Annotated in this window: 18 protein-coding genes and 1 pseudogene; 7 read left to right on the top strand and 12 right to left on the bottom strand. The window is 57.8% G+C overall.

Features of this window, described 5'->3' with window-relative positions:
* Positions 1-381: 381 nt before the first annotated feature.
* Positions 382-2,535, top strand: coding sequence for an AAA family ATPase (locus PMI26_RS06940; RefSeq protein ID WP_007977803.1), 2,154 nt, complete (start codon positions 382-384; stop codon positions 2,533-2,535).
* Between the two features lie 707 nt (positions 2,536-3,242).
* On the opposite strand, the gene PMI26_RS06945 is transcribed toward PMI26_RS06940, so the two are convergent.
* The 3 genes from PMI26_RS06945 to PMI26_RS06955 all read right to left on the bottom strand — a co-directional run bounded on the left by PMI26_RS06945 (position 3,243) and on the right by PMI26_RS06955 (position 8,157).
* Entirely contained in the window at positions 3,243-6,554 is a 3,312-nt protein-coding gene (locus PMI26_RS06945; RefSeq protein WP_007977801.1) for a DEAD/DEAH box helicase, read from the bottom strand.
* On the bottom strand, positions 6,547-7,332 hold the full coding sequence (locus PMI26_RS06950) for a hypothetical protein (protein WP_007977798.1): 786 nt from the start codon (positions 7,330-7,332) through the stop codon (positions 6,547-6,549). Before PMI26_RS06950 ends, PMI26_RS06945 begins: the two co-directional genes overlap by 8 nt.
* Positions 7,333-7,695: 363 nt before the next feature.
* Positions 7,696-8,157 (bottom strand): HvfA family oxazolone/thioamide-modified RiPP metallophore, encoded by a 462-nt coding sequence (locus PMI26_RS06955; RefSeq protein ID WP_007977797.1) that lies wholly within the window; start codon positions 8,155-8,157, stop codon positions 7,696-7,698.
* Positions 8,158-8,780: 623 nt separating this feature from the next.
* Between PMI26_RS06955 and PMI26_RS06960 the strand changes: the two genes are divergently transcribed.
* On the top strand, positions 8,781-9,134 hold the full coding sequence (locus PMI26_RS06960; protein ID WP_007977795.1) for a DUF6124 family protein: 354 nt from the start codon (positions 8,781-8,783) through the stop codon (positions 9,132-9,134).
* A 393-nt stretch (positions 9,135-9,527) separates the two neighbouring features.
* Here the strand turns inward: PMI26_RS06960 and PMI26_RS06965 are convergent, their stop codons facing one another.
* Positions 9,528-10,544, bottom strand: coding sequence for a succinylglutamate desuccinylase/aspartoacylase domain-containing protein (locus PMI26_RS06965; protein WP_007977793.1), 1,017 nt, complete (start codon positions 10,542-10,544; stop codon positions 9,528-9,530).
* Between the two features lie 171 nt (positions 10,545-10,715).
* On the opposite strand from PMI26_RS06965, the pseudogene PMI26_RS31980 reads away from it, so the two are divergent.
* Positions 10,716-11,201 (top strand): annotated as a pseudogene (locus tag PMI26_RS31980) (TetR family transcriptional regulator C-terminal domain-containing protein); the annotation flags it as partial.
* Here the strand turns inward: PMI26_RS31980 and PMI26_RS06975 are convergent.
* The 6 genes from PMI26_RS06975 to PMI26_RS07000 form a co-directional block, all read right to left on the bottom strand.
* The gene (locus PMI26_RS06975) at positions 11,157-12,161 is read right to left on the bottom strand and encodes a DMT family transporter (protein WP_007977789.1); all 1,005 of its coding nucleotides are present in this window, start codon (positions 12,159-12,161) and stop codon (positions 11,157-11,159) included. The pseudogene PMI26_RS31980 and the gene PMI26_RS06975 overlap by 45 nt on opposite strands.
* Complete coding sequence (locus PMI26_RS06980) at positions 12,161-12,859, bottom strand: ABC transporter permease subunit (RefSeq protein ID WP_007977787.1); 699 nt, start codon at positions 12,857-12,859, stop codon at positions 12,161-12,163. The genes PMI26_RS06975 and PMI26_RS06980 overlap by 1 nt, the downstream gene beginning before the upstream one ends.
* 18 nt (positions 12,860-12,877) lie before the next feature.
* On the bottom strand, positions 12,878-13,591 hold the full coding sequence (locus PMI26_RS06985; protein ID WP_007977785.1) for an ABC transporter permease: 714 nt from the start codon (positions 13,589-13,591) through the stop codon (positions 12,878-12,880).
* A 170-nt stretch (positions 13,592-13,761) separates the two neighbouring features.
* A complete protein-coding gene (locus PMI26_RS06990) occupies positions 13,762-14,544 on the bottom strand; it encodes a transporter substrate-binding domain-containing protein (protein WP_007977783.1) in 783 nt (260 codons plus the stop codon).
* A 27-nt stretch (positions 14,545-14,571) separates the two neighbouring features.
* The gene (locus PMI26_RS32135; protein ID WP_007977782.1) at positions 14,572-16,575 is read right to left on the bottom strand and encodes an aminotransferase class I/II-fold pyridoxal phosphate-dependent enzyme; all 2,004 of its coding nucleotides are present in this window, start codon (positions 16,573-16,575) and stop codon (positions 14,572-14,574) included.
* Positions 16,576-16,732: 157 nt separating this feature from the next.
* On the bottom strand, positions 16,733-18,133 hold the full coding sequence (locus tag PMI26_RS07000) for an MFS transporter (protein ID WP_007977779.1): 1,401 nt from the start codon (positions 18,131-18,133) through the stop codon (positions 16,733-16,735).
* Between the two features lie 342 nt (positions 18,134-18,475).
* Between PMI26_RS07000 and PMI26_RS07005 the strand changes: the two genes are divergently transcribed.
* Together PMI26_RS07005 and PMI26_RS07010 are read left to right on the top strand one after the other, a co-directional pair.
* The gene (locus PMI26_RS07005) at positions 18,476-19,360 is read left to right on the top strand and encodes a LysR family transcriptional regulator (protein WP_007977777.1); all 885 of its coding nucleotides are present in this window, start codon (positions 18,476-18,478) and stop codon (positions 19,358-19,360) included.
* Positions 19,361-19,545: 185 nt separating this feature from the next.
* Positions 19,546-19,965, top strand: coding sequence for an organic hydroperoxide resistance protein (locus tag PMI26_RS07010; RefSeq protein ID WP_007977775.1), 420 nt, complete (start codon positions 19,546-19,548; stop codon positions 19,963-19,965).
* 187 nt (positions 19,966-20,152) lie between these two features.
* Here the strand turns inward: PMI26_RS07010 and PMI26_RS07015 are convergent, their stop codons facing one another.
* Both PMI26_RS07015 and PMI26_RS07020 read right to left on the bottom strand, forming a co-directional pair.
* The gene (locus PMI26_RS07015) at positions 20,153-20,605 is read right to left on the bottom strand and encodes a cupin domain-containing protein (RefSeq protein ID WP_007977773.1); all 453 of its coding nucleotides are present in this window, start codon (positions 20,603-20,605) and stop codon (positions 20,153-20,155) included.
* Between the two features lie 163 nt (positions 20,606-20,768).
* Positions 20,769-21,263 carry a winged helix-turn-helix transcriptional regulator gene (locus PMI26_RS07020; RefSeq protein ID WP_007977772.1) on the bottom strand — a complete coding sequence of 165 codons (495 nt, stop codon included), beginning with the start codon at positions 21,261-21,263 and terminating at the stop codon, positions 20,769-20,771.
* A gap of 99 nt (positions 21,264-21,362) precedes the next feature.
* Between PMI26_RS07020 and PMI26_RS07025 the strand changes: the two genes are divergently transcribed.
* Entirely contained in the window at positions 21,363-21,995 is a 633-nt protein-coding gene (locus PMI26_RS07025; RefSeq protein ID WP_007977770.1) for an isochorismatase family cysteine hydrolase, read from the top strand.
* Positions 21,995-23,560 (top strand): aldehyde dehydrogenase (NADP(+)), encoded by a 1,566-nt coding sequence (locus PMI26_RS07030; RefSeq protein ID WP_007977768.1) that lies wholly within the window; start codon positions 21,995-21,997, stop codon positions 23,558-23,560. Before PMI26_RS07025 ends, PMI26_RS07030 begins: the two co-directional genes overlap by 1 nt.
* Positions 23,561-23,667: the final 107 nt, after the last annotated feature.

Genomic DNA, 23,667 nt, shown 5'->3' with positions numbered 1-23,667 from the left:
AGATATTCAATAAAAGAAGGCAGGCGACAAAAAAAACGATAGCGCTCGATAGCCGGACTTACGCTGGTCGTCGCGTCTAATCCGATAATAAATCTGTCCCCCCGCCCTCCTTCGATGATCAAGCTGACCTCTCGTCTAGGTCGACAGATCCTTGGTGGTTGTGTGAAACCATCCGTACTTTTTTCATTTTTGCCCCCCTGAATTAGTCAAGCCGCTAAGCCGTTCGTCTGTGTTTGTGCCCAACGGCCTTCGATACCAAGCTCCAGTGCAAGCATTCGGGCAAGCTGTGATGGCACATTATCATCATCGGCGCTGTTCAAAGCGGAAAACCCGAATTAGCATGATGCTTAGTAACTAAATCCGCCCCGCAGGGACAGCACAATGATCAAGAATATTGTTCTGCGCAACGTTTCAAGCTACGCGCCTAATGTCGATTCGACCATCGGCCCGTTGACACGAGTTAACATCTTCTACGGACAGAATGGGACTGGCAAAACCACCATTAGCAACTTTTTGCAGGACCCGAATGGGCCGGCCCACAAATCGTGCCGTGCAGATCCTGCTGAGGCCGAACGGGAGGTGCTGGTCTACAACCACGCATTCATGGAGCAAAACTTCCACGCCAGCGTACAGCCGGGCGTTTTTACATTGAATGAAGGTAACATTGAGGCAGAAGCCGCATTGAAGGCAGCGGAAGACACCATCAAGGTCCTTAGCGACAAGGAGCAAGCGGAAACAGCTGACGGGAAGGAACTGAAAGCAGCTCAGGAAGCGCTCTCAGTGACACTCAAAGACAAAGTTTGGCTGCTGAAAAAGCCGTTTGACAGCAGTTCACTTAACTATTGCTTTGTCGGAATCAATACCAAGGAGCGGTTGCTGGAAAAGGTCGTGCCGCTGAAGTTCAAGGCTACGGTCGACACCTTTGAATCATTGGCAGCGGAAGCCTCTGAGCTGCAGTCCGCCAGTGATACGGAGCTTGATGGCATCGCTTCTTTCTCGTTCTATGCTGACGACATAGAAACGAAGCCTATTTTCCAAGAAGCCATTGCCGGCTCCGGCGACTCTTATCTGTCGGCTCTGATTCAGGAGTTGGGTAACTCGGACTGGATCAAGCAATCCTTCAAGTTTGTCGACAAAAACGACGAGCACTGTCCTTTCTGCCAGCAAGCACTGCCGAATGATTTCTATGTGCAGCTTGAAAAGGTATTCGATAAGACGTACGAGCTTCGCATTGCGGAACTGGCCGCGCTGGAAACCCGCTATAAGAGCGGTGTTGATCAGCTGCTTCTTCAGCTTGATAAACCTCAATACCAGGCCAAGTCGTTTCTCGCGCATGTGGTTACTTTGAAGTCTGCACTGCAACAGAATACTCAGCGTATCGAAGCCAAGATGGCTAGCCCCTCGGCTCCAGTTAGCCTGACCGCGACCTCAACATTGATCGCTAATCTGAACGCTGCCGTCCAGGTTGAGCAGGATAAGATCGATGCCATAAACCTGAAGATCAAGGACAAGAAAACTCACCTTGATCAAATCAAGGAGCGCTTCTGGAACTGCTTCCGTGGCAGCTGCGACGCCATGGTCATTAAAACTACCAAAGAGCATCGTGAGTATGATGACAAACTGACCGTAAAAAGGGATGCAGTAAGGCTGATACGAGAGCAGATCAAAGCGCAGGAGGAAACGATCGTAGAGAGCCGCGCCAAGATCACAAACATCGACCAAGCGGTTTTGAGCATCAACGGGTGGCTCGGGGTGCTGGGTCTTCAAGGATTTGAGTTGGTGAGGGAGGAGGGTGAGGTACCTCAGTATCGACTGCATCGACCTGACAAAAAGGACGACGTGTTCAAGACGCTGAGTGAAGGCGAGAAAACGCTGATTTCGTTTTTGTATTTCCTGGAGGTTTGCAATGGCGACCTGGATGACAAAACCAGCAAGCTGAAAAGCAATCGGATCATCGTGATTGATGACCCGATCTCCAGCCTGTCCCACAACTACATCTACGACATTGCCTCGCTGATCAGGCGACAGGTTTTGAGCCCCAAAACGAAGTTCAAACAAGTCTTCATCCTTACGCACAACCTGTTTTTCTTCCACGAAATGATCAAGCTGATGCAGGAAGACAAAGAGGAGAAGACCCTTGCGTTGTTCAGGATCACCAAGGCGCAGTTCAGCTCGGTAGCCACGATGCAGGAAAAGGAAGTGCAGAACGATTACCAGTCGTTTTGGCAGACCATCAAGGATGCACTGGCCGGGCGCACGTCCACCAACGTGATTCCAAACATGATGAGAAACATTCTGGAGCATTACTTCACGTTCGTGCACCGACAGGACTCACTCAGAAGAGCACTGACGGACCTGGCCGACGAAAATCCAGAGTTCCGAGCGCTGTTCAGGTACATCAATCGTGAATCACACTCTGATGCCATCAATTTGACCGATTTTGGCGAGATCGACCCCGCGCAATACATCGCGCGATTCAGGGACGTGTTTGTGAAAACCAAATTCGAATCGCATTTCGACAAAATGATGAGTTGACTGGTAACCAACGACGCCCGGAGGCGCTTGCTCTCCGGGCTTTTTTTCGTGTACGGATTTCGTGGTTTAAGGCAGTCTTTCAACCCTTTCTCGGGTCTCAACCTGATGTGAAGGATTACCCTAGTCAAGCTCGAAAACCCTTGGTAGCATTGCCGCCGCAGCTACCACCGAAGCACTCTCCCTCTCGCCCGCGCTCATTGGCTCGCTTTGCTCATGAAGTGCAAAGGCTGTCAGCGGCCCGCTGAGATCAGATGGAGAAAATGCCATGAAAGATGGAAAAGTTGTTCTGGTTCGCCAGTATGACCGTTTCCGGCTTGGGCAGTGGGAAACCGTGTGCCAGCACACGCGCTCCCTTCCGCGCCGGTAAATGATGTGCCAATGTGGTAGCTGCACTTTCACCTATCTTCGTTTCAAATGCCGCCGCATAGTTTAACCAATAATAAATCCGTCCCCTTTCCGTTGGTCCCCTTTTCCGTTGAAAAGATATTCAATGAGAAAGCGGGAGACTTAAAGCGGTAGTGCCCGACAACCGAGCCGGCGTTGGTCGGCGCGTCTGAACCGATAAAAATCTGTCCCCTTTTTTCCTCCACCCTCTTCCCCCCCTTTCCTCCAGTTTTCTGCCGTCTATTAGCGTTTACCCAAGCCCGCTCCCGGCCAGAAGCGGACTTGGATATCCAGCCAAGAGAGGAAATGCAGAAATATGAATATTAAAAATCCACTACGGCCAAGGCTTGAGTGATACGGCCCACTACGTCACCAAAGCTTTCACCATCTTTAAGCACGCCTGCGTAGGCTTCGATACTCTGATACTTACGATGCAATTCCCTTCTACCTAAGCGCTTCTTACTTATTTCATGCAGAGCCACTTTCTCAACACTGTCCAAACCTTCCTTTACACACAAGGCCAAACAATTAAGGCCGACAGGCGATTCAATTCCTTCACCTCTATCAACGGTAATCGCCCTAAAAATCTGATTAGGAAGACCAAATATATAAGAAAGCTCAGGAATTATCCTCAAAACAAATTCCCTAACAAACTCACACTTTCCGACTTTATTAATTGGAGTGCCGGTCGAGGCCTCAATGTTAGCTAGCGTACTACCTGCCATCCAAAGTTCTAATAATGGAAATATTATTTCAGCAGCATATCTCCCCTTTGAAGTATCATTTTTCAGCCTCTTATAGTCGCCACCTAAAAAACCCTCCAAAGTCTCCTTCCTAATAAGAGTTGGAAGTAGCGTGGGTCGGAGCTTTAACCATTCGCGAAGCCATTGATACCAAGCGTCCGTAGTTGCCCAATGATTGACATTTTTAGAAAGCGGCTCACCAAGCTCTCGAATTATCCCTACCGATATACCTGACGCTGCTGCCAATCGATCAGCCCAAGTGAGCACTTGAGAGAGATCTAGATTCGAGTTCCTAGACAATATCGCCGATTCTATCCTTGATGTTATCCATTGTTGATCGCCTTTTTTCCTCGCCCGGAAGGCCGAGAAAGAACGTTCAATAGTCGCACGAGCTGATACATTTCTCCCCTCTTGATCTTCGTCAGAATCGACCGGTAACCTGCTCAAAAAATAGCTCGCCACACCAGAGAGAGGTAACGCCTCACTATGTATCTGATCGAGAATTGCCGTGAGAGGGTCATCAATAATTAAGCATTGATCGCTTTGAGAAAATATCGATCTTAAATCCATCCAGTGATTATGAATCCGGCTAGTGCTATTATCAAAATTAACAACTTTACTCGGTACCACCAATACAAATCCATAGGAACTATCGCCAGCTCTGCCGGCCCGTCCTGCTGCATTGAGAAGCTCATGAGCCTCCAAACGTTGCATGGCATCAGCTTCTTGGTCAAATCTGCTATCGCCACTAATATTGACCACTTCACTGGGAAGGTTCATTCCCTGTGCAAGAGTTGATGTCGCCACTAAAACATTCAGCCCATCTGCTCGCTTAAAAAGCGATTCATGCAAATGTCGCTCCATAGCTAGCAAAAGTCCGTGATGGCACGCACTAGAGGATACCAACCTACCTTCATCCGAAACTTTGATATAAATATGCTCTTCCCCTCCAAACTCATCGACTACTATCTCGAATAGGCGAACTTCTTCATCAGTCAAAATACATCCAGGAGATTCAAGATCATCTGAGATTTTTTTCGACGCGCTATTCGCGAGTGGTATAGTTTGCGTAAAAACTAAAGTCTTTATTTTTTGCCTAGCCGTTGACGTTGCAATCGTAGCCGACACCTGATTTCCATTAGGCGTTAAATACCATTTTTTCCCCTCCGCAACGGTGCCTGTTGATAATTGGACAGCTTCGCTAAGAACTGGCATTAATGCGTAATCTTTACGACTTGCTGAATGCCAAGTTTGGTTCAAGCAAAAAAAACCGAAAGGTTGTACAAACAGCTCTCGCTTCAATGAGGCAGGCGCATTTATATTCGCCACCTCAGACCGCACGGTTTTTAGACGTTTTTTTAGTTTGGTTATTTCATCACCAGCATAAACCACACACCCCCTTACTTGACGAGTAGGCTTCCATGTCAACTCCAAGGGCAAACAAGGTCTTTTAGTTAGCTCTGAGACCCAACCTGCAATCTCTACCGAGTTTTTCATCATTGCCGACAATAAAAGCAAATCGGCGCTAGGAGCTACCGATGTAAAATTAAGGAGGCAAAGCATAGAATCTATAGAACGCCGACTGTGATCCGCGTCCCTTGGGTGCAACAAATGGCACTCATCAAACACCAACAACCCTACACTTGAGAATATGTCCGGATCAAAGCTTAACATTGCCAGACATCTTTCGGGTGTCATAACAGAAATAGCCGGAAGTGCGTCATTCTCCAAATCAAATAACAACTCATCTAGGACTTCTCGCTGAACCTCTGCATTTGGAAAAGTATTAGCTAGAGCCCTAGTTGTTTGATCGACCAATGAAAGCGTCGGCGCTAAAAAAACCACCTTTACATTACGCAGCAAGGCGGTAGCAATTTTCAATTCGGACAGCGTAGACTTTCCTGCCCCAGTTGGAAAGCTTATCACCGAGGAAACACCTATCTCCAAATAACCTGAGGATATAGCCTGTCGATGATTTTTCCATAGGTACGGCCTAATTGACGCTATGCTTTGCTTCATAGCATACCATTTAGTTACTTCGATACCTTTTGGGGGTTCTGTATTTATAATTCCGGATGGAATAAGGTGATCCGCGACGATCGCTAAAAGTGATGCCAAATGAAGTGGCCCTGGAAACACATTATGTACTGGGTGACTTCCAAAACCAACTAAACCATCAATTTTATCGACACATAATTCCTTTACTCGTTCGAAAACCACTTTCGAGTCATGGTCTATCAAATCAAATTCATCATCAGTTCCGAGTAATGATGCCGCCATCGCGCGAACCCCATGCAATAGCATGTAATACAACGACTCTACAGCTTGCCCCATACTGTCAGCACTCAGAAAACCTTCTGGGCTGGGCACATGCATAGCAAGTATTTTCAAAAGACTTCCATTCGCCAAATGGCAAATTGCTTTCAGCAAAGTAGCTTCAACAGACCCCTCAGCCCTCACCACAATATTTTTTGCTGTTTCGGCAGCATCAGAACTTGCTTCTGCGATCAGAAACAACAAAGTTGCAGAAACCTCAGGAGAGACGCCATATGCACTTAATGTGCTAAATTTAACACTTCGTGACATCAACTCCTGAGCAAGAAGTATTACATGATGAGCAGACCCGGCGACGAAGGCTGCAGCAACTCGGTTTTCCATATCTTCTGAAGCGGAAACTATAGCCTCGTGAGAGAAAGCAAGGCGAGTCATTCGTTTAACTATTTCTGTCACCTCATCAGGCAATCCCGCCTGTTCCGCTCCTTCACGTAAGCAAACACGAGCAGAAACTATTGATGCGTAAGCCTCAGTCAGTTGTTTTGGCAACTCAGCAAGGTCGAGGCCGTCCAATTCGGGAGCACTGTTAATCAATTCTACGGTATCGTTATCAAACATAAGCAGCCACCATATTTTTAACGTGAGCAATCGATTTCTCAGCTAGCGAAGACATCCAGGGGCGCAGATGCTCTATATAAAATATTTCTCCACCGCGCTTGCTCACCTTACCGTCAATAACTTTATCATAGCCTTTAAAAAGTTTTACTCGCCCCTTCCTCGTGGAGTGATATTTACCAACCGTTATACTAACTCGATAATGTCTAACACTCTTCCATATTATGTTTTCGATCGCGAGATCAGGATCAACATCTCTATTGGTTTCCAACAAAGCAACGACCTCCGCAACTAAAACGTTCTCCCTATCTCCTTGGTCGAGCAATCTAAACTCTGGCCACACCAAATCACGGACAGTTTTTCTCGCGTCATCCGTAGCCTTGTCTTCAAATATAGTTGCAGCAACAACCTCACCCCCGCTCAATTCAAGACGGAGCCCATCGAATCCTTTCAAGGCGTGAATCATTTGAGGCGGCCGGATAAGTGCGCTCGGATCGGCCTTTTGGGCAGCTATCCACGATATCACCTGAAAGATCCAGCCATCTCTATGCCAGGGATCTTCACCAGTAGGAACTGTAAGTAAGCCTATCGCGCCCTGAGCGGCACTGGCCCTCGATGCCGGCGCCCCCACATTCGTTCCCGCTATAATTTTTTGGACGTGTCTAGACTGGCCCAAAGCAACACGCGCTATCTGCTCTGCGAGTAGATTTTCGTCCGTGATTGTCCAAACTTGACCATGACAGAGGGTTGGATGGTCGTAGTATTCCAGCGAAATCGGCATTTTCGTCCTTGGTAGCTAATCTGGCGAAAGCCAGGTGCATGTCTAGGTTGGTCAACCTTATCAATATGCCATCATTGTTGGACAAATTTATGGCCTCCCTCCCCATTCATCATCACTAATACTTGGAATAGCGGTATGCGGTGTGTCCAAGTTACTGAGCTAGCCCTACTTCCGTAGAGTCGATCTGATGACCGCTTTTGGCCGTTCTCTGTCGGTCATGGTTACAAAGCCTGCTGGCTAAATCCGATGCAACCGGTGGTCTAGTGGACTGCAATTTCACGCCTGACGACCAAACCACTACTACCCACGCAAAAAAACCCTTCCTGCGCGTCAACACAGGAAGGGTTTTTTGTTAGCGGCTGATCACTCTTTAGCCTGACTCAACTTGGTAAACAGCTCGGTCGGTACTTTCTTGCCGTTGGAGGTGTACTGGTTGGTGCGGAACTTGTACACCTCACCCTCGGACAGGAAACCGTCGCCGTTGGCGTCCATCGCCTTGAATTCCTCTGTGCCCTTGGGCGCCACGGCCAGCAGTTCCTTGAGCGACACGCGGCCGTCATGGTCGGCGTCGGTGCGGGCGAAGGAGGCATCGCCGCACTTGCCTTCACCGCACTTGCCTTCGGCCTGGGTCTTTTGGGCGCTGGCTTCGCTGGCGCCGCATTTGCCTTCGCCACACTTGCCTTCGCTGGTCTTCTCGGCGGAGGCCAGTTGATAGCCCTGAGGCAGGGCTTCGGCGGAAAACGCCGAGGAGGCGAAGTTGATACCGCCGACCAGTGCGACAGCGATCAGGCCAATACGGGTTTTGTTCGACTGGATACGAGACATGTTGATACTCCGGATCAATGACGTGGCGGGACCACTTTTGGTCGTACCACAAGGGTTGATGAACCTGGTTGCGAGGTGCGTTGTGCCTCTCGCTTTGGCAGGTCTATTTGGCCCCAGTGGTGTATCCGGGCTGTATCCGTGATGAGCGGGTTTTGTAGGGTTGTAGTCGGATTTCGTGCGCTGATACACAGCGATACACGAAAGCCGGTCTTCAGTTGGCTGGGGATGTTTTTTGCTTGCGTGGGGTTTTCTCGACATCGCCCAAGAGCGCTTGTTTAAAAAGGTTGTAGGGTATTTCCGGCGGGCTACAAGACCTTGCGTCGTTGCCTACGGGTACGCCAGAATCCGCCGGCTTGTGCGTCTAGGGACCGGGTTCTATCGTTCGCGTGCTGCTGCCTGTTCAGCGGCCGGGTCTGGAAACCCCGAAATGAAAATGGCGCCACTGCGCCCTTCGTAACCTATGCTTGCACGCTTTTGAGTGTGCACTCCGTTATGGCGGCTGTGCGCGGGAGACCTTCGGGTCTACCGGGTTGCCGTTTCCCCGGGTTTCCAGCCTGCGTACAGCTGCCACCTCTTCGTCTGGAAACGAACGTGGCAGCTTCAACCATGAAGCGGAGACTCCCATGTTCAAGGTCACCCCCAACCCGCCGGACACCGATCCGACATCACCCTGCGAATCCGATTCAAACAAGCTCAACGAAGCCGCCGAATCCGCCTTCCACGTCCCCTCCACCGCCGACATCAAGGCCACACCGCGCACGCCTTGTTCCCTGTTTACCGTCGCCCCCGAGGCCGATACCGAAACGCTGATGGTGTATCTGGTCGAGACGCTGGCCTCGGTTGATGTGATGGTGCATCAGTTGGTGGATCATCTGGATGGTGGGTCGCGCAATGCCCTGTTGGGGATTTCCAATAGTGTGATGCTGGCGGAGATTACGGCGAATCGGGTGTTGGATCAGATTGATCCGCGTGAATAAACACTGACTCTGTGGCTAACGCGGACCCTTGTGGTGAGGGGGCTTGTCGGATCGCCGCACCGCCCCGCTCGGCGGCGAAGCCGTCGTAAAACCTGACTGCACCATCTAACTGGAGAAAAGCGGGGGCCGCTTCGCAGCCCAACGGGGGCAAGCCCCCTCGCCACAAATGTTGGCAGGCTCAAGTAGCGCAACAACACATACATCGCACTGGATCATTGGTGGACGCTAACTCTGTGGCAAACGCTGACCCTGTGGCGAGGGAGCTTGCTCCCGCTCGGCGGCGAAGCCGTCGCAAAACCTGACTGCACTATCTGACTGGAGAAAAGCGGGGGCCGCTTCGCGGCCCAGCGGGAGCAAGCTCCCTCGCCACAGGGGGTGTGTGGTTGATGTTGGCTAGTTCGGGTCGAGTAAGCCGCCGCTCCAGTGACGCGACACCCGGCTGCCGGTGAATTTCGCTACGCCCATGCCCTGGGCGATCAGTCGGTCGCGATAGCGCGTGACCAGGCGCCCTGCTTGTTCGGCATGCAGCACCACTTCGGAAGTCGGGTCACCCGGGGTTCTGAGGATTCGGGCAAAGCGCTGCCCTTCTTCGACGAAATCCCCCAGCTCTTTTTCGAAGATCAGCACGCCGGGTTGCGGGGCGATGATGGTTTCCATGTGGCCCATTTCCACGGCTTCGACAGGCCAGTCTGCAGGCGCCACGGACTCGTCGATGACGCCGTAACCGCACAGCCAGTGGTACAGCCCTTCGGCATCCGACTCGGCGAAGCGGTCGTTGACGTCGCCCTGCCCGCGCAGCTCGAGGGTCGCGGCCATGCGCCCTGCTGTGACGCCGTCGCGTATCCACGGGGCGATGATGGTTTCTTCGAAGGAACCATCGCCTCCGTCATCCCAGATGATCGCCACGTCCATTTTCATCGCCGCCGCCAGCTCGCGACCGCGGGGCCAGAAACTGCGGTGCACGTAGAGGTACGGCAGGGCTTCGTCGTCGGTGTGCAGGTCGAGCATCACGTCGGCCGGGGCAGCCAGTTGCACCAGTTTTTTTTGCCATTGCTGGACGCAGGTCGAAGGTCGCGCCATGGCCGCCGACTGATCGAACGCGCGATTGAAGTTGTGCCCGGTCGCGTCGTGGTAACGCCCGAGAATCCGGCCCTGGCGAAACTGGCCGATGCCTAGGGGATTGGCTTGTGGCACCACGGTCACCTGGCCCTTGAGCCGGCCCTGGGCTTCGGCGATCTGTAGCCGTTGCATCAGCACATGCAGGACCAGCATCCCGGCGATTTCATCGGCATGCACCCCGGCCTGCAGGTGCACGTTCGGCCCGCTGCCGTCGCCGGCATAGCGCCAGGCGCCGACCCGAACGGCATCGCCGTTGTTGTTGCTGACACTGAACGAAATATCCTGCGGCATTGGTTTTCCCTCCTGTCATGACCGTTGAAAAACGCTTTATCGCGGCTGCCGAGGCTGGTGATTGAACAGGCGTTCAACTAAGCTCGACAACGTGAAAGCTCATCCAGGGACAGCCTTGTGACAACCGATGCCCCGAAAAACCGTCGCGCCGAACCCGAAGACCGCCGCGAAATGCTGGTAGCGGCCACCCTGCGCTGCCTGGGCCGCGACGGTCACGCCGGGATTTCCGTGCGGCGCATCGCCACCGAAGCCGGGGTGTCCGTGGGTTTGCTCAACCATCACTTCGGCAGCATCGAGGCATTGATTGCCGACACCTACCAGCGGCTCGCGAGCGAGCTGACCACTGCCCTGCTCCAGGAAATCGAACAGGCCGAGACACCTGCGCAGAAGATCGATGCCTTCCTGGTCGGCTCGTTCTCGCCCAGGGTCATGGACCCGAAACTGCTCGGGGTGTGGGTGGTGTTCTGGAGCCTGATCCGTCACTCCGAACACGTCAGCCAGTCCCATGAAAAAACCTACCGCGCCTACATCAATCTGCTCAGCCAATTGCTCGATGAGCTGGCGGCCAGCGAAGGCTTCGAGATTCACGACACGCGCCTGGCCGCCATCGGCCTATCGGCGATGCTCGACGGTCTCTGGCTCGAGTGGTGCCTGAACCCCGAGACTTTCAGCGCCGCCAACGGACTGCATATCTGCCGTTGCTGGATAAAGGGGCTGCGTCACGGAGCATTCAGCACCGACGACGTCCTGTGACGGGTGCCGGCCGAAGATCATCGCCAGGGTGCCGCTGACGGCGATCAGCCCGGCGCCGATCATCAGTGACGTGTCCATCAGCGTGCCCCAGACCAGGCTCGACAGGGCAAACGCCCAGATCAAGCCGGTGTATTCGAACGGTGCGAGCAAGGTCGCGGTGGCGCGGCGGAAACTGGCGAACAGCAGGAACTGGCCGATGCCGCCCACCAGGCCGGCGCCGAGCATGCCCAGCCAGGCCGGTGTCGGCGAAGGTGTGTAAGTCCACGGCAGGGCCACCGCCATGCAAATCACGAACACCACGTTGGTGATCAGCATCTGCTCCAGCACGGAGGTCTGGTCATCCACCTGACGCAGCTGGATGTAGGTGAACGCCCAGCACATCGCCGCCAGCAGGGTCAGGACGATCGGCAACGGCTCGGTCATGTGGTCGGGGCGACAGGCAATGACCACCCCGACGAATCCGACGATCAGGCTGAACCACTGCCAGCCGCTGGCGCGCTCCTTGAGGATCACCGCCGCCAGCACCGTGACCATGATCGGCGCGGAAAAATACAGGGTGGTCATCTCGGCCAGGGTCAGGTCCCGGGCCGCTGTGTAGTACAGCACCCAGGCCACTATCGACAGCAAGCCGCGCACCACCAGCAGGCGCCGGCTCGGTGAATGCCAGGCGCGCTGGATAACCCGCGAACGCCCCGCCAGCAGCACGGCCACGACCACCACGGCGGCGCGCCAGAACAGAATGGTGACCACCGAATAATCGGCCACCAGCCACTTGATGACCGCATCCTGCAACGACAGGAACGCATAGCCCAGGGTGCACAGGCCAATGCCCTGCAGCGAGCGGTCGACTTTCGACGAGCTCATCAGGCCGACCTGCGCACAGGCGTTCCGCGCCGCTCGGCGAAGGCAAACAGCGCTTCGATCAGGAAGGTCAGGCAGACGTAGACACCGGCCACCAGCAACAGAGGTTCGTACACTTGCAGGGTTTGCGCGCGGACCACGTTGGCGGCGCCGAGCAGGTCGATCACGGCGATGGTCGAAGCCAATGCCGTGGACTTGAGCAGCATCACGGTCTCCCCCGCCAGGGTCGGCAACAGCAGGCGCAGGGACCGGGGCAAGCGCACCCGCAGCAACGACTGGCGCGCGGTCATGCCAAAGGCCGACGCGGCCTCCATCTCGCCCTTGGGCACCGCCAGCAGGCCACCGCGAATCACTTCGCCGACATAGGCCCCCATCGACACCACCAGGGCGAACACGATGTACCAGTAGCCATCGCGCAGGTACGGCCAGAGGAAGCTGCCACGAATCAGCGGGAACTGGGCAAACAGGCTGCCCAGCCCGTAGTAGTAGATGTAGATCTGGATCAGCAACGGCGTGCCGCGCGTGACGCTGGTGTAGAACAGGCTGACCTTGGCGATCACCTTGTTTTTCGAGATCCGCGCCAGCGCCACCAGCACCGCCAGCAGGTAACCGAACACACTGGAGACCAACAGAATGATGAGGGTGGTTTGCAGCCCCCGGCCCAACAGCGCCCCGTATTCAACTATCCACGCTGGAATCATTTCATTCTCTCTGCCGGTTCAGTCAACAAGAGGCATCCAGCGACGAATACGTCGCTCCAACCGTCCCGAAAGATAGTTCGACGCCAAGGTCACCGCGTAGTACAGCGCGGCAGCCGTGAGGTAGAACAACAGATAGTGGCGCGTCGAACCCGCGCCTTGCTTGGCGGTGTACAGCAGCTCGTTGGTGCCGACCACGCTGATCAGCGCGCTGTCCTTGATCAGGTTGATCCACAGGTTGGCCATCCCGGCCATGGCGTAAGGCGCCATGATCGGCAGCGTGACCCGGCGGAACAGACCGAAACCGTTGAGGCCGAACGCCTTGGCCGCTTCGATCTGGCCGAAGGGAATCGCCTGGATCGCCGCGCGGAAAATCTCCGAGGCGTAGGCACCCTGCACCAGTCCCAGCACGACGATGGCCGCCAGCGGGCCGCTGACGTTCACCACGCCGTACCCGAGTTTGGTCATCAGCGAATTGAGGAGCATGGAGCCGACGTAGTACAGCAACAGAATCAGCAGCAACTCCGGCACCGCGCGGAACAAGGTGGTGTAGCCGCGCATCAGCGCTGCAATGGGCTTTGGCGCACCCAGCTTGAGGCACGCCACCACCAGCCCGATGGCCAGCCCGAGCACAAAGGCCCCGGCGGAAATCTGCAGGGTCATCCAGAGCCCCTTCAACAGCGCACTGCCCCATCCCTGTTCGGTGAAATTGATCAGATCGAACATTGCCGGCATTTCAGTCTCCAGTATGCGGTCATGAACACACCGCCGGATTCTGTGGGAGCGAGCTTGCTCGCGATGAGGCCATGCCAGTCAATATCAATGCTGACTGAACCACCGCTATCGCGAGCAAGCTCGCTCCCACAGGGATCTGCTTTTCCTCAGGACTTGCGTTTAGCCAGTTATCAGAACGCCGGCTTCACGCTGGTGCCGAAGTAGCTCTGGGACAGCTCGTCGTAGTCCTTGCTCGCCAGCAACTCCTGGATGGCCTTGTCGAGTTTGGCCTTGAGTTCGGTGTCGTCCTTGCGCAGGCCGGCGCCTACGCCTTTGCCGAAGATCGGGTCATAGGGCACGGTGCCGAGGTAGGCCAGGTCCTTGGCATCCGGGGTCTTGACGAACGAAGCCATGGCGGTGCCGTCGGCCATCATCAGGTCGATGCGCCCGGCAATCAGGTCGGCGTTGGCCGAGTCCTGAGTGTCGTAGTACTTAACGTCGGCGATTTTTTCGTAGTAGGTCTTCAGGTAACTGGCGCTCACGGTCGAGTTCTGCACGCCGATGATCTTGCCCTTGAGGTCATCCGGGTACTTCTTCACCGACGTCTCTTTCGGGCCGACGACGGCAATCGCCGAATCGTAGTAGGCCTTGCTGAAGGCGATCTGTTTTTCCCGTTCTTCGGTCACCGACATCGAGGAAAAGATCACGTCGATCTTCTTCGCCAGCAGCGACGGAATGATGCCGTCCCACGCCACTTCCTTGATCTCGCAATCGGCTTTCATTTCGCTGCACAGCTTGTGGATCAGGTCGACTTCAAAGCCCTTCCACTCACCGTTGGCCTGCTTTTCGGTGTACGGCGGATAGGGTTCGGCGGCCACCGCGAAACGGATCGGCTGTGCCTGAGCCGCGCTCATGCCGGCCAGCAGTACGCAGGCTGCACCGGTCAACCAGTTTGCAAAACGTCGATTTCCCATGTTGTTTTCCCGTCTTTTTATGATGAGTTAGCGAGTCTGATGAGCGTTGACGAATTGCCGGCAACGCTCGCTGCGTGGGTGTACGAACACTTCGTCCGGCGAACCGGTTTCCTCGATCAGCCCTTGATGCAGGAAGGCGACTTTGGAAGAGACATCGCGTGCGAAAGCCATTTCATGAGTCACCAGGATCATGGTCCGGCCTTCTTCGGCGAGGGAGCGGATCACCCGCAGCACTTCCCCGACCAGTTCCGGGTCGAGTGCCGAGGTGGGTTCATCGAACAGCATGACCTTGGGCCGCATGGCCAGGGCCCGGGCGATGGCCACCCGTTGTTGCTGTCCCCCGGAGAGAAACGCCGGGTACTCGTTGCGCTTGGCCGCAAGCCCGACGCGTTCGAGCAGGGCTTCGGCCCGTTCGGTGGCCTCCGCACGGCTTTCACGCAGGACCTGGGTCGGCGCTTCGATGAGGTTTTCCAGCACCGTGCGATGGGGCCAGAGGTTGAAGTTCTGGAACACCATGCCCAGGCTCGACCTGATGCGCACCAGCTGTTTGGCGTCCGACACCAGCGGTGCGCCGGGACGATTCTGGTTGAGGTGAATGCTTTCGCCATCGACCAGGATGCGGCCCTGGTCCGGCACTTCGAGCATGTTGATGCAGCGCAGCAAGGTACTTTTGCCCGAGCCGCTGGCACCGATCAGGGAGATCACCTCGCCCTCGCGGGCGGTCAGGGATACGCCCTTGAGCACTTCGATATTGCCGAAGCGTTTGTGCAGGCGATCGACCTCGATCATGGTCCTGGCCGCAGTCGGTTCGACGGTTGCGGTACTGGTCACGGTGCCGATCACCGGCCTCGGCGCTTCACCGTTGAGTACCTGGACAAAGCCGCGAATGCGCTGACAGGCTTGGGCCAGTCGCTCTTCGCTGAGGGTGAACGAAAGCCGCACAAAACCCTGGGCAGGCTCACCGAATGCCGCGGCATCCAGTACCGAGACACCGGCCTCGCGCAGCAGGCGCCAGGCGAATTCCAGCGAGGTCAGGCCGGTGCCGCGCACATCCACCAGCACGAACATACCGGCATCGGGGTTGAGCACGCTGATGCCCGGGCAATCGGCCAGGCCGGACACCACCAGGTCGCGGCGCCGGCGATAGATCTCGCGCATGCCGTGGGTGACTTCATCATGGGACTGCACGGCCTTGAGCGCCGCTTCCATGACGAAACCGGGCAAGCCGTACAGCATGCTCAGCACCAGGGTTTCGACATGGTTGACCAGGGCTTCGTTGGCCACGACCCAGCCGATACGCCAACCGGTCATGGCATGGGATTTCGAAAGGCTGCCGATCACCACGCAGCGCTCGGCCATGCCCGGCAACGCCGCCAGGCTCAGGTGTTCGCGTTCGTAGGCGAGGCTCTCGTAGACCTCGTCCACCACCACCCACAGGTCATGGGCGATGGCCAGGTCGGCGATGGCTTGCAGCTCTTCGCGACCCAGTACCACACCGGTGGGGTTGTTCGGGTTGGAGAAGAAAATCGCCCGGGTGCGCGGGGTGATGGCCTTGGCCAACACGGCGGCATCGAGGCGAAAACCCGAGTCTGCCGCACAGGGCACCCGCATCAGCGTGGCGCCGGACGCCTTGAGCGTGGCTTCGTAGGTGACGTACATCGGGTCGAAGGCGATCACTTCGTCGCCGGCACCGAGCAGGCACATCGAGGTGGCGAACAAGGCGTTCTGCGCACCGGCGGTGAGAATGATGTTCGACGCCTGCAGTTCGCGGTCGATCAACTGACTGTAGCGGCCGGCGATGGCTTCGCGCAAGGCCTGGCGGCCGGCGATTTCGGTGTAGTGGGTATCCCCTTCGCGCAAGGCGTGGATGGCGGCATCGGTGATGAAATCCGGGGTGGGAAAATCCGGGTCGCCGACGCTGAGGATGATCACGTCCTCGCCGTTGCGCTGTGCCGCGTTGGCCGCGTAGTGAATATCCCAGGCGGCAACGCCTTGGCCACTGATCCGCTCTACAAAGGGTGAAAACCGCATGCCAGTGCCTCGTTCGAATTGAAGAAACGCAAGCCCGCAACCAGCCGGGGGAAGGTGGCCCTCAACATAGTCCAGACTGAACACTCGTTCAACAGAAAACTCACAAGGCTTCGCGTTCAGCGCAAACAGGTCGTTTTCACGACAGTCGCGCCGTTTTTCAGCACGACGCGATCAGGCGCCGTGAAAGGATTTTGCTGACCGCGCCAATCGCCAGGGCGATGCAGATCAGCCCCGCCGCTACCGCAAACGTCAAGCGCATCCCCTGCGCGATGGCCTCAGGTGGCGCCTGCAAAACATCGTGGCTGGCCGTGCCGAAGGCGAACACGGCGCCCAGCACGCCAGCGCCGGTGATCAGGCCCAGATTGCGCGACAACCCGAGCAGACCGGAGACCACGCCGCGCTCTTGCGGCGCGATGGCCGCCAGCACGGCGGTATTGTTGGCCGCCTGGAACAGCGCATAACCGGCGGTCATGAGCGCCAGTGGCACGATGTAGCCGAGCGCGCCGAAGCCCGTCGGCACGGCGGGCAGGAGGCAAGCGCCGGTCAGCATGGCCAGCAATCCGAGCGTGCCGGATCGATGTGCGCCCAAGCTGTCGACCCATCGACCCGCCGGGACCCCGACCAGTGCGGCGACCAGTGGCCCCGTCGACATCACCAGGCCAACGCTCGCTGCGTTCAGCGCCAGTGCGCCGGTGAGATAAAACGGCCCCACCACCAGGGAGGCCATGACCACGGTCGTCACCAGCAGGCTCATGGCGAAACCTGCGCTCAGCTGCACATTGCGAAACATCGTCAGTCGAACCAGTGGCGACCCGGCGCTGCGCTCGACGAACACAAACACGCCCGACCCCACCACGGCCACCAGCAGCAGTGCCAGGTTCAGCGGCGCAAAACGGCCGCGCCCGAGGGTCATCGCCAGCGCATAGGCCAGCAGTGTCAACACCAGTACCAGGGTGCCGAGGACATCGAAACCCGCTCGGTCCGCCCTTTTCTCCGGGCCATCTTTCGGTAGAAAACGCTGCGCGAGGCCCATCACCAAAACACCCAAGGGCACATTGAGCAGAAAAATCGCCTGCCACCCGAAATTGGCAATCAGAAATCCGCCGAGGGTCGGGCCGAGCGAGGTGCCAATTGCCGACATCGTGCCGAGCAGGCCCATCGCACTGCCCAGTTTTGCCTTGGGCACCGCCCCGCTCACCAGCGCCAGGGTCAACGCCATCATGATGGCCGCGCCGATGCCCTGCAGGGCCCGGGCGGCAATCAGCAATCCGAGACTGGAAGAGACGGCGCACAGGACTGAAGCGGCGGTAAACACACCCATCCCGATCAACAACAAACGCCGACGGCCAATGATGTCGCCGAGCCGCCCGACACTGACGATCAGCGCCGTGATCGCCAGCAGGTAAGCGAGCACCACCCATTGCACTTGCTGGAAGGAGGCCGAGAACGCGGCGGCCAGTGTCGGTAGACCCACGTTGGCAATGCTCGTGCCCAGGGATGACAGCAGCATGGACAGCGACAGGCTGGCCAGCGCGCCCCGAATCGATAGGGACTTCATTTTCTCGCGACTCCGCAAACAGGTTGTCTGGAGCCTAAGCCCAGCCATAACATGGCGGAAGACGCAGCGTTTGCACTGAATACATGCACCAAACGCCATATAGCCACAACCCAGTGTGGGAGCGGGCCTGTAGTGAGGGGGGGCTTGTGGTGAGGGACCTGTGGCGAGGGGGCTTGCCCCCGTTGGGTTGCGAAGCAGCCCCAAAATCTCTGATGCACCAAAGATCTTTGTGAGTGCTACGCACTCAAACGGGGGCAAGCCCCCTCGCCACAGGTCACTCACTACAGGCCCCTCACCACAAGCCCCTCTCACCACAGGCCAACTCCCACAGGAATTGATTCAATGCCAGACCTCAATCTGCTGATCACCCTGAACGTATTACTGGAGGAAGGCAGCGTGGCCCGCGCCGCACAGCGTTTGCGCCTGAGCCCGTCGGCCATGAGCCGGGCGCTGGCACGGTTGCGCGAAACCACGGGCGATCCGTTGCTGGTGCGGGCCGGACGCGGGCTCGTCCCCACACCCCGAGCGCTGGAGTTGCGTGAACGCGTCGGGCTGCTCGTACAGGACGCCGAATCCGTCCTGCGCCCCGCCGAGGCACTCGATCTCGCTCAACTGGCACGCACCTTCACCCTGCGCACCAGCGACGGCTTCGTGGAAAATTTCGGCGCGCCACTGATCGCCCGCATCCACCGCGAGGCCCCCGGTGTCCGCCTGAATTTCGTGCAGAAGCTGAACAAGGACAGCACCCTGCTGCGCGACGGTTCGGTCGACCTGGAAACCGGCGTGATCGACGAATCCACCAGCCCGGAAGTGCGGACCCGGATGCTGTTTCGCGACCGCTTCATTGGCGTGGTGCGCGAGGGTCATCCACTGGCCCAAGGTGAAGTCACACCGGTGCGTTATGCCGAGGCCCGGCACATCCTGGTTTCACGCCGAGGCCACGAAAAAGGCGTGATGGACGACGCCTTGAATGAGTTGGGACTGAAGCGGGAGATCATCACCCTCGTCGCCGGTTTTTCATCCGCGATTGCATTGGCGCGGGCTTCAGACCTGGTCGCCAGCGTGCCGCAGCGGCACGTCGGCAACCTGTGCCAGGGCATGCATTGCTTTGCGTTGCCCTTCCCCACGCCGCCGATCACGGTGTCGATGCTGTGGCACCCGCGCATGGACGCCGACCCGGCCCATCGCTGGCTGCGCGGTTGTGTGTGGGAGGTTTGCAGTCAATAACTCCGGCGCCGCGCGCATTCCAGCGGTTTGTATCGAACTGTATGTCCCCCCGGCCACCCTACACAGCGATACACATTCCCCAGGTTCAGGACATATGGGCAGTACATGGAAATGAAAAAGTGGGGCGCATCGGAAAGCGCAGGTTTTCCGAGCATTCCCGCGACCCACTGACAGGAAATACCACCATGATCAATGCAATCGATACCGTGCTGTACACCGGCAAGACCCACACCACCGGCGGCCGCGACGGTCAGGCGCGCAGCACCGATGGACGCCTGGACATCAAGCTTTCGCCTCCCGGAGGTTCGGGCGCCGGCACCAATCCTGAGCAACTGCTGGCGGCGGGTTGGTCGGCCTGTTTCATCGGGGCGATGGGCAAGGCGTGCGTCGCGCTGAAAGTGGCGTTGCCGAGCGACGTGGCGGTGGATGCCGAAATCGATCTGGGCAAGTCCGAAAACGCTTTCTTCCTTCAGGCCCGTCTGAATGTCAGCCTGCCGGGCCTGGACCCGGCCATCGCACGCAGCGTGGTGGAACTGGCGCATCAGACTTGCCCGTATTCCAAAGCGACTCGCGGCAATATCGACGTCGAGATCAATCTGGTTTGACCGACGCGGAAAAGCCTGGCCTGACGTCTCAATACCGGTCAGGCCAGGCTTTCTGAACACCGCAATCGTTGTTGTTGTTGTTGTGGGAGCGAGCTTGCTCGCGATGGTCTAGAGAGCGCCGCGTTTAGCCAGTAAGCACGCGTTATCGTTAACGACCATCGCGAGCAGGCTCGCTCCTACAGTTCTCCTACTCCTTGAGGATCAGCAGCGGCTGGCCTTTCCTGGCGATGTAGGTTGCCAGTTCCGAGGCCTTGTCCTGGCCTACGTTCTTCGCCACATGGGCGACGCCTTCGGGGATGTACAATGAATCACCGGCCTTGAGCGTCACCGGTGCCCGCCCTTCCAGCTGATACTCGAAGGTACCGCTGATCACGTGCGCCACTTCTACGCCAGGGTGAGCGTGTTTGGGTGATGTCACGCCCGGATCGAAGTCCACGAGCACCTGAGTGACTTCGCGATCGGCGGCGCCGAGGTCTTCGCGCAGCAGGTCGGTGCGATGCAGCCCTTGCTGCCAGTTTTTCACTGCCGGAGCCGGCTGTGCCGCCTGGGCTTGAGAGAAGCTTGCGAAGGTCGCAAGCCCTGCGGCGGCCAGGGCAATGCCCAGCTTGCCGATGGTGTGACGGGTGTTGATGCGCAACATTGCCTTTCCTCCAGTTGAACCCTGGCCAGCCGCGCCGAAAATGACACGGTGCCGGTGGTTGCATTTGAAGGCCGTCGTGTATCGCCAGGGTGTCTGGAAACCCCGGTTTTGTATGCCCGGGTAACGGTGGGCGTTGCGGATACCTGCAGATACAAACCCGCCGCTAGGCCTTGAACGCTTCGCGCCGGGCGCTGCGTTCGGCGACATAGGCGGCACTCGGTTCACTGATCAGGTCTGCGCGGCGCAAGGGCTGCCCGCAATGGGCGCACAGCGGTCCGAGCCCGGCGGGCTCGCCGCAACTGCGGTGGGTATAGACCACCGCCAAACCTTCCCCGGGCGACTTGCACCAGGTTTCGCCCCAGGCCCGCAGCGCCAGCACTACCGAGTAGAACGCATCGCCCTTTTCCGTGAGGTGGTATTCGTAGCGTTTGGGCCGTTCGCTGTAGGCACGTCGCTCCAGGAGCCCGTCGGCCTCCATGCTCTTCAAGCGCGCCGCGACCATTTGCGGCGTACCGCCGGTCTGCGCCTGGATTTCATCGAAGCGATGACTGCCCATGAACAACTCACGCAGCACCAGCACCGTCCAGCGGTCGCCCACGACGGCTTCGGCCCGGGAAATCGGGCACAGGGTTTCAGAAACGGTTGCTTTCACCGACATGCGGTATTGCCTCTTGCCTAGTTACTATGATTATCATATCTACGTGAATTGCTGGCAACTACACTTCAACATCCACGGATTATCTTGCGGAGCACCGCCATGTCCAACGCCACCTACCCTCTTGATCGGACGGCCTACCTGCTGGTCGACCCCTACAACGATTTCCTGTCGGAAGGCGGAAAGATCTACCCCTTGATCGAGCCCATTGCCACGCGAGTCGGCCTGCTCGACAACCTGCGTACGCTTGATCGCACCGTTCGCGGGCTCGACATTCCAGTGGTCATCGTACCGCACCACCGCTGGGAAAAAGGCGACTACGAAAACTGGGATCACCCAAGCCCCACCCAGTGCAAGATCATGCACATGCACCACTTCGCCCGCGGGGAATGGGGCGGCGAATGGCACCCCGACTTCGCGCCGCAGGACGGCGACATCATCGTTCAGGAACATTGGGGCTCCAGCGGCTTTGCCAATACCGACCTCGATTTTCGCCTCAAGCAAAAGGGTATCACCCACGTGATCATCGTCGGCCTGCTGGCCAACACCTGCATCGAGGCCACCGCCCGTTACGCTCAGGAACTCGGCTATCACGTCACCCTGGTACGCGACGCGACCGCGGCCTTCAAGCCGGAGATGATGCATTCGGCCCATGAGCTGAACGGCCCGACCTTCGCCCACGCCATCCTGACCACCGATGAACTGGTTGCCGCTCTGGCACAGGCAGGTGCGTGATGCAGTTGACCGGCAACCTGCTGATCGGCGCCCGAGATATCGGCGCCAGCGAAGGCACCCTGAAGGCGCTCAATCCCGCGACCAACCAGCCGATTGAACCGGCGTTCGCATTGGGCAGCGTGGCTGATGTCGACCGGGCGGCGACCCTGGCCGATGAAGCATTCGATGTGTACAGCCATACCTCGCTCGCCGTGCGGGCGGCGTTTCTCGAACGCATCGCCGACAACCTCGACCGCGTTCGCGCGGCGCTGGCGGCGCGGGCCGCCCTGGAAACCGGTGTGCCCGAGGCGCAACTCGAAGGCGAGGCCATCAAGGCGGCCACCCAGTTCCGCCAGTTTGCCGATGTGGTGCGCAAGGGGCGTTTCCTGCAACTGGCCATCGACCCGGCGCAACCCGAGCGCCAGCCACGCCCGCGCATGGATCATCGCCTGCAAAAAATCGCCATCGGCCCGGTGGCGATTTTCGGTGCGAGCAACTTCCCCATCGCCTATTCGGTGGCCGGTGGCGATACCGCGTCGGCGCTGGCGGCGGGATCGACCGTCATTCTCAAGGCGCACAACGCGCATCCGGGCGCCTCGGAAATCCAGGCCCGGGCGATCCGCCAGGCGGTGCAAGACTGCGGATTGCCCGAAGGCGTGTTCTCCATGGTGCGTGGCGGCGGCAATGCCATCGGCGAAGCGCTGGTCGATCATCCGCTGATCAAGGCCGTGACCTTCACCGGTTCCGAACAGGGTGGCATGGCGCTGTATCGGCGTGCGCAATTGCGTCCCGAGCCGATTCCGGTCTTCGCCGAAATGACCAGCGTCAACCCGACCTTCATCCTGCCCCGGGCACTGGCCGAACGCGGCGCGGCGATTGGCGATGGTTTTGTCGAGCGCATGCTGGTCAACGTCGGGCAAGCCTGCCTCAAGCCGGCGATCCTGCTGGCTGTCGAAGGCGCAGGGTTTGCAGCACTGCGCCACGCCATGAGCCAACGCGTGAGCGCAGCACCGGCGCGCACGATGCTGACACCGGGCATCCATGGGGCCTATCTGAACGGGCTGCGCACCCTGGAAAACGCCGGCGCCCGCCTCGTCGCCGTGGGCTCGACCGCCACCGCTGAAGTCGATGGCCGTTCGGCGCTGTTCGAAGTCGAGGGCGAACATTTTCTCGCCGAGCCGGCGCTTTCCCAGGAGGTATTCGGCCCGTCCGCGCTGCTGGTGAAGGTCCGGGATGAAGCAGAGCTGTTACGGGTAGCGCGCGCCTTCAAGGGGCAACTCAGCGCGACCCTGCACCTTGAACAGGACGACATGCCACTGGCCCGTCGCCTGCTGCCAACCCTGGAGCGACGCACCGGGCGCATCGTGGTCAACGCCTTCGCCCATCCGCAGGAAGTGTGTTTTGCCACTGTGCATGGCGGGCCGTTTCCGGCCACCTCGGACAGCCGCTTCACCTCGGTGGGCATGACCGCCATCGAGCGCTTCCTGCGCCCGGTGGCTTACCAGGGGTTTCCCGATGCCTTGTTGCCGGAGGTTTTGCGCGAGGGCAATTCCTTGGGATTGCCACGTCTTGTGGACGGTCATTGAACGAAAATGCATCTCCGGCCACCGCTGACTGCAGGAGCGAGACTGCTCCTACATTGGTGTTGGGCCAAACACAGTTCTTTTGCCCACTGAAAATCCCTGTGGGAGCG

This window comes from Pseudomonas sp. GM33 (genome assembly GCF_000282295.1).
Taxonomy (GTDB): domain Bacteria; phylum Pseudomonadota; class Gammaproteobacteria; order Pseudomonadales; family Pseudomonadaceae; genus Aquipseudomonas; species Aquipseudomonas laurylsulfatiphila.
The sequence above is the reverse complement of the archived record's forward strand: the minus strand, read 5'-3'. Positions and strand labels throughout refer to the sequence as shown.

Excerpts from the sequence above, each read along its gene's own strand:
- PMI26_RS06940 (WP_007977803.1), top strand. The coding sequence starts at position 382 with ATGATCAAGAATATTGTTCTGCGCAACGTTTCAAGCTACGCGCCTAAT.
- PMI26_RS06945 (WP_007977801.1), bottom strand. The coding sequence starts at position 6,554 with ATGTTTGATAACGATACCGTAGAATTGATTAACAGTGCTCCCGAATTG.
- PMI26_RS06950 (WP_007977798.1), bottom strand. The coding sequence starts at position 7,332 with ATGCCGATTTCGCTGGAATACTACGACCATCCAACCCTCTGTCATGGT.
- PMI26_RS06955 (WP_007977797.1), bottom strand. The coding sequence starts at position 8,157 with ATGTCTCGTATCCAGTCGAACAAAACCCGTATTGGCCTGATCGCTGTC.
- PMI26_RS06960 (WP_007977795.1), top strand. The coding sequence starts at position 8,781 with ATGTTCAAGGTCACCCCCAACCCGCCGGACACCGATCCGACATCACCC.
- PMI26_RS06965 (WP_007977793.1), bottom strand. The coding sequence starts at position 10,544 with ATGCCGCAGGATATTTCGTTCAGTGTCAGCAACAACAACGGCGATGCC.
- PMI26_RS06975 (WP_007977789.1), bottom strand. The coding sequence starts at position 12,161 with ATGAGCTCGTCGAAAGTCGACCGCTCGCTGCAGGGCATTGGCCTGTGC.
- PMI26_RS06980 (WP_007977787.1), bottom strand. The coding sequence starts at position 12,859 with ATGATTCCAGCGTGGATAGTTGAATACGGGGCGCTGTTGGGCCGGGGG.
- PMI26_RS06985 (WP_007977785.1), bottom strand. The coding sequence starts at position 13,591 with ATGCCGGCAATGTTCGATCTGATCAATTTCACCGAACAGGGATGGGGC.
- PMI26_RS06990 (WP_007977783.1), bottom strand. The coding sequence starts at position 14,544 with ATGGGAAATCGACGTTTTGCAAACTGGTTGACCGGTGCAGCCTGCGTA.
- PMI26_RS32135 (WP_007977782.1), bottom strand. The coding sequence starts at position 16,575 with ATGCGGTTTTCACCCTTTGTAGAGCGGATCAGTGGCCAAGGCGTTGCC.
- PMI26_RS07000 (WP_007977779.1), bottom strand. The coding sequence starts at position 18,133 with ATGAAGTCCCTATCGATTCGGGGCGCGCTGGCCAGCCTGTCGCTGTCC.
- PMI26_RS07005 (WP_007977777.1), top strand. The coding sequence starts at position 18,476 with ATGCCAGACCTCAATCTGCTGATCACCCTGAACGTATTACTGGAGGAA.
- PMI26_RS07010 (WP_007977775.1), top strand. The coding sequence starts at position 19,546 with ATGATCAATGCAATCGATACCGTGCTGTACACCGGCAAGACCCACACC.
- PMI26_RS07015 (WP_007977773.1), bottom strand. The coding sequence starts at position 20,605 with ATGTTGCGCATCAACACCCGTCACACCATCGGCAAGCTGGGCATTGCC.
- PMI26_RS07020 (WP_007977772.1), bottom strand. The coding sequence starts at position 21,263 with ATGTCGGTGAAAGCAACCGTTTCTGAAACCCTGTGCCCGATTTCCCGG.
- PMI26_RS07025 (WP_007977770.1), top strand. The coding sequence starts at position 21,363 with ATGTCCAACGCCACCTACCCTCTTGATCGGACGGCCTACCTGCTGGTC.
- PMI26_RS07030 (WP_007977768.1), top strand. The coding sequence starts at position 21,995 with ATGCAGTTGACCGGCAACCTGCTGATCGGCGCCCGAGATATCGGCGCC.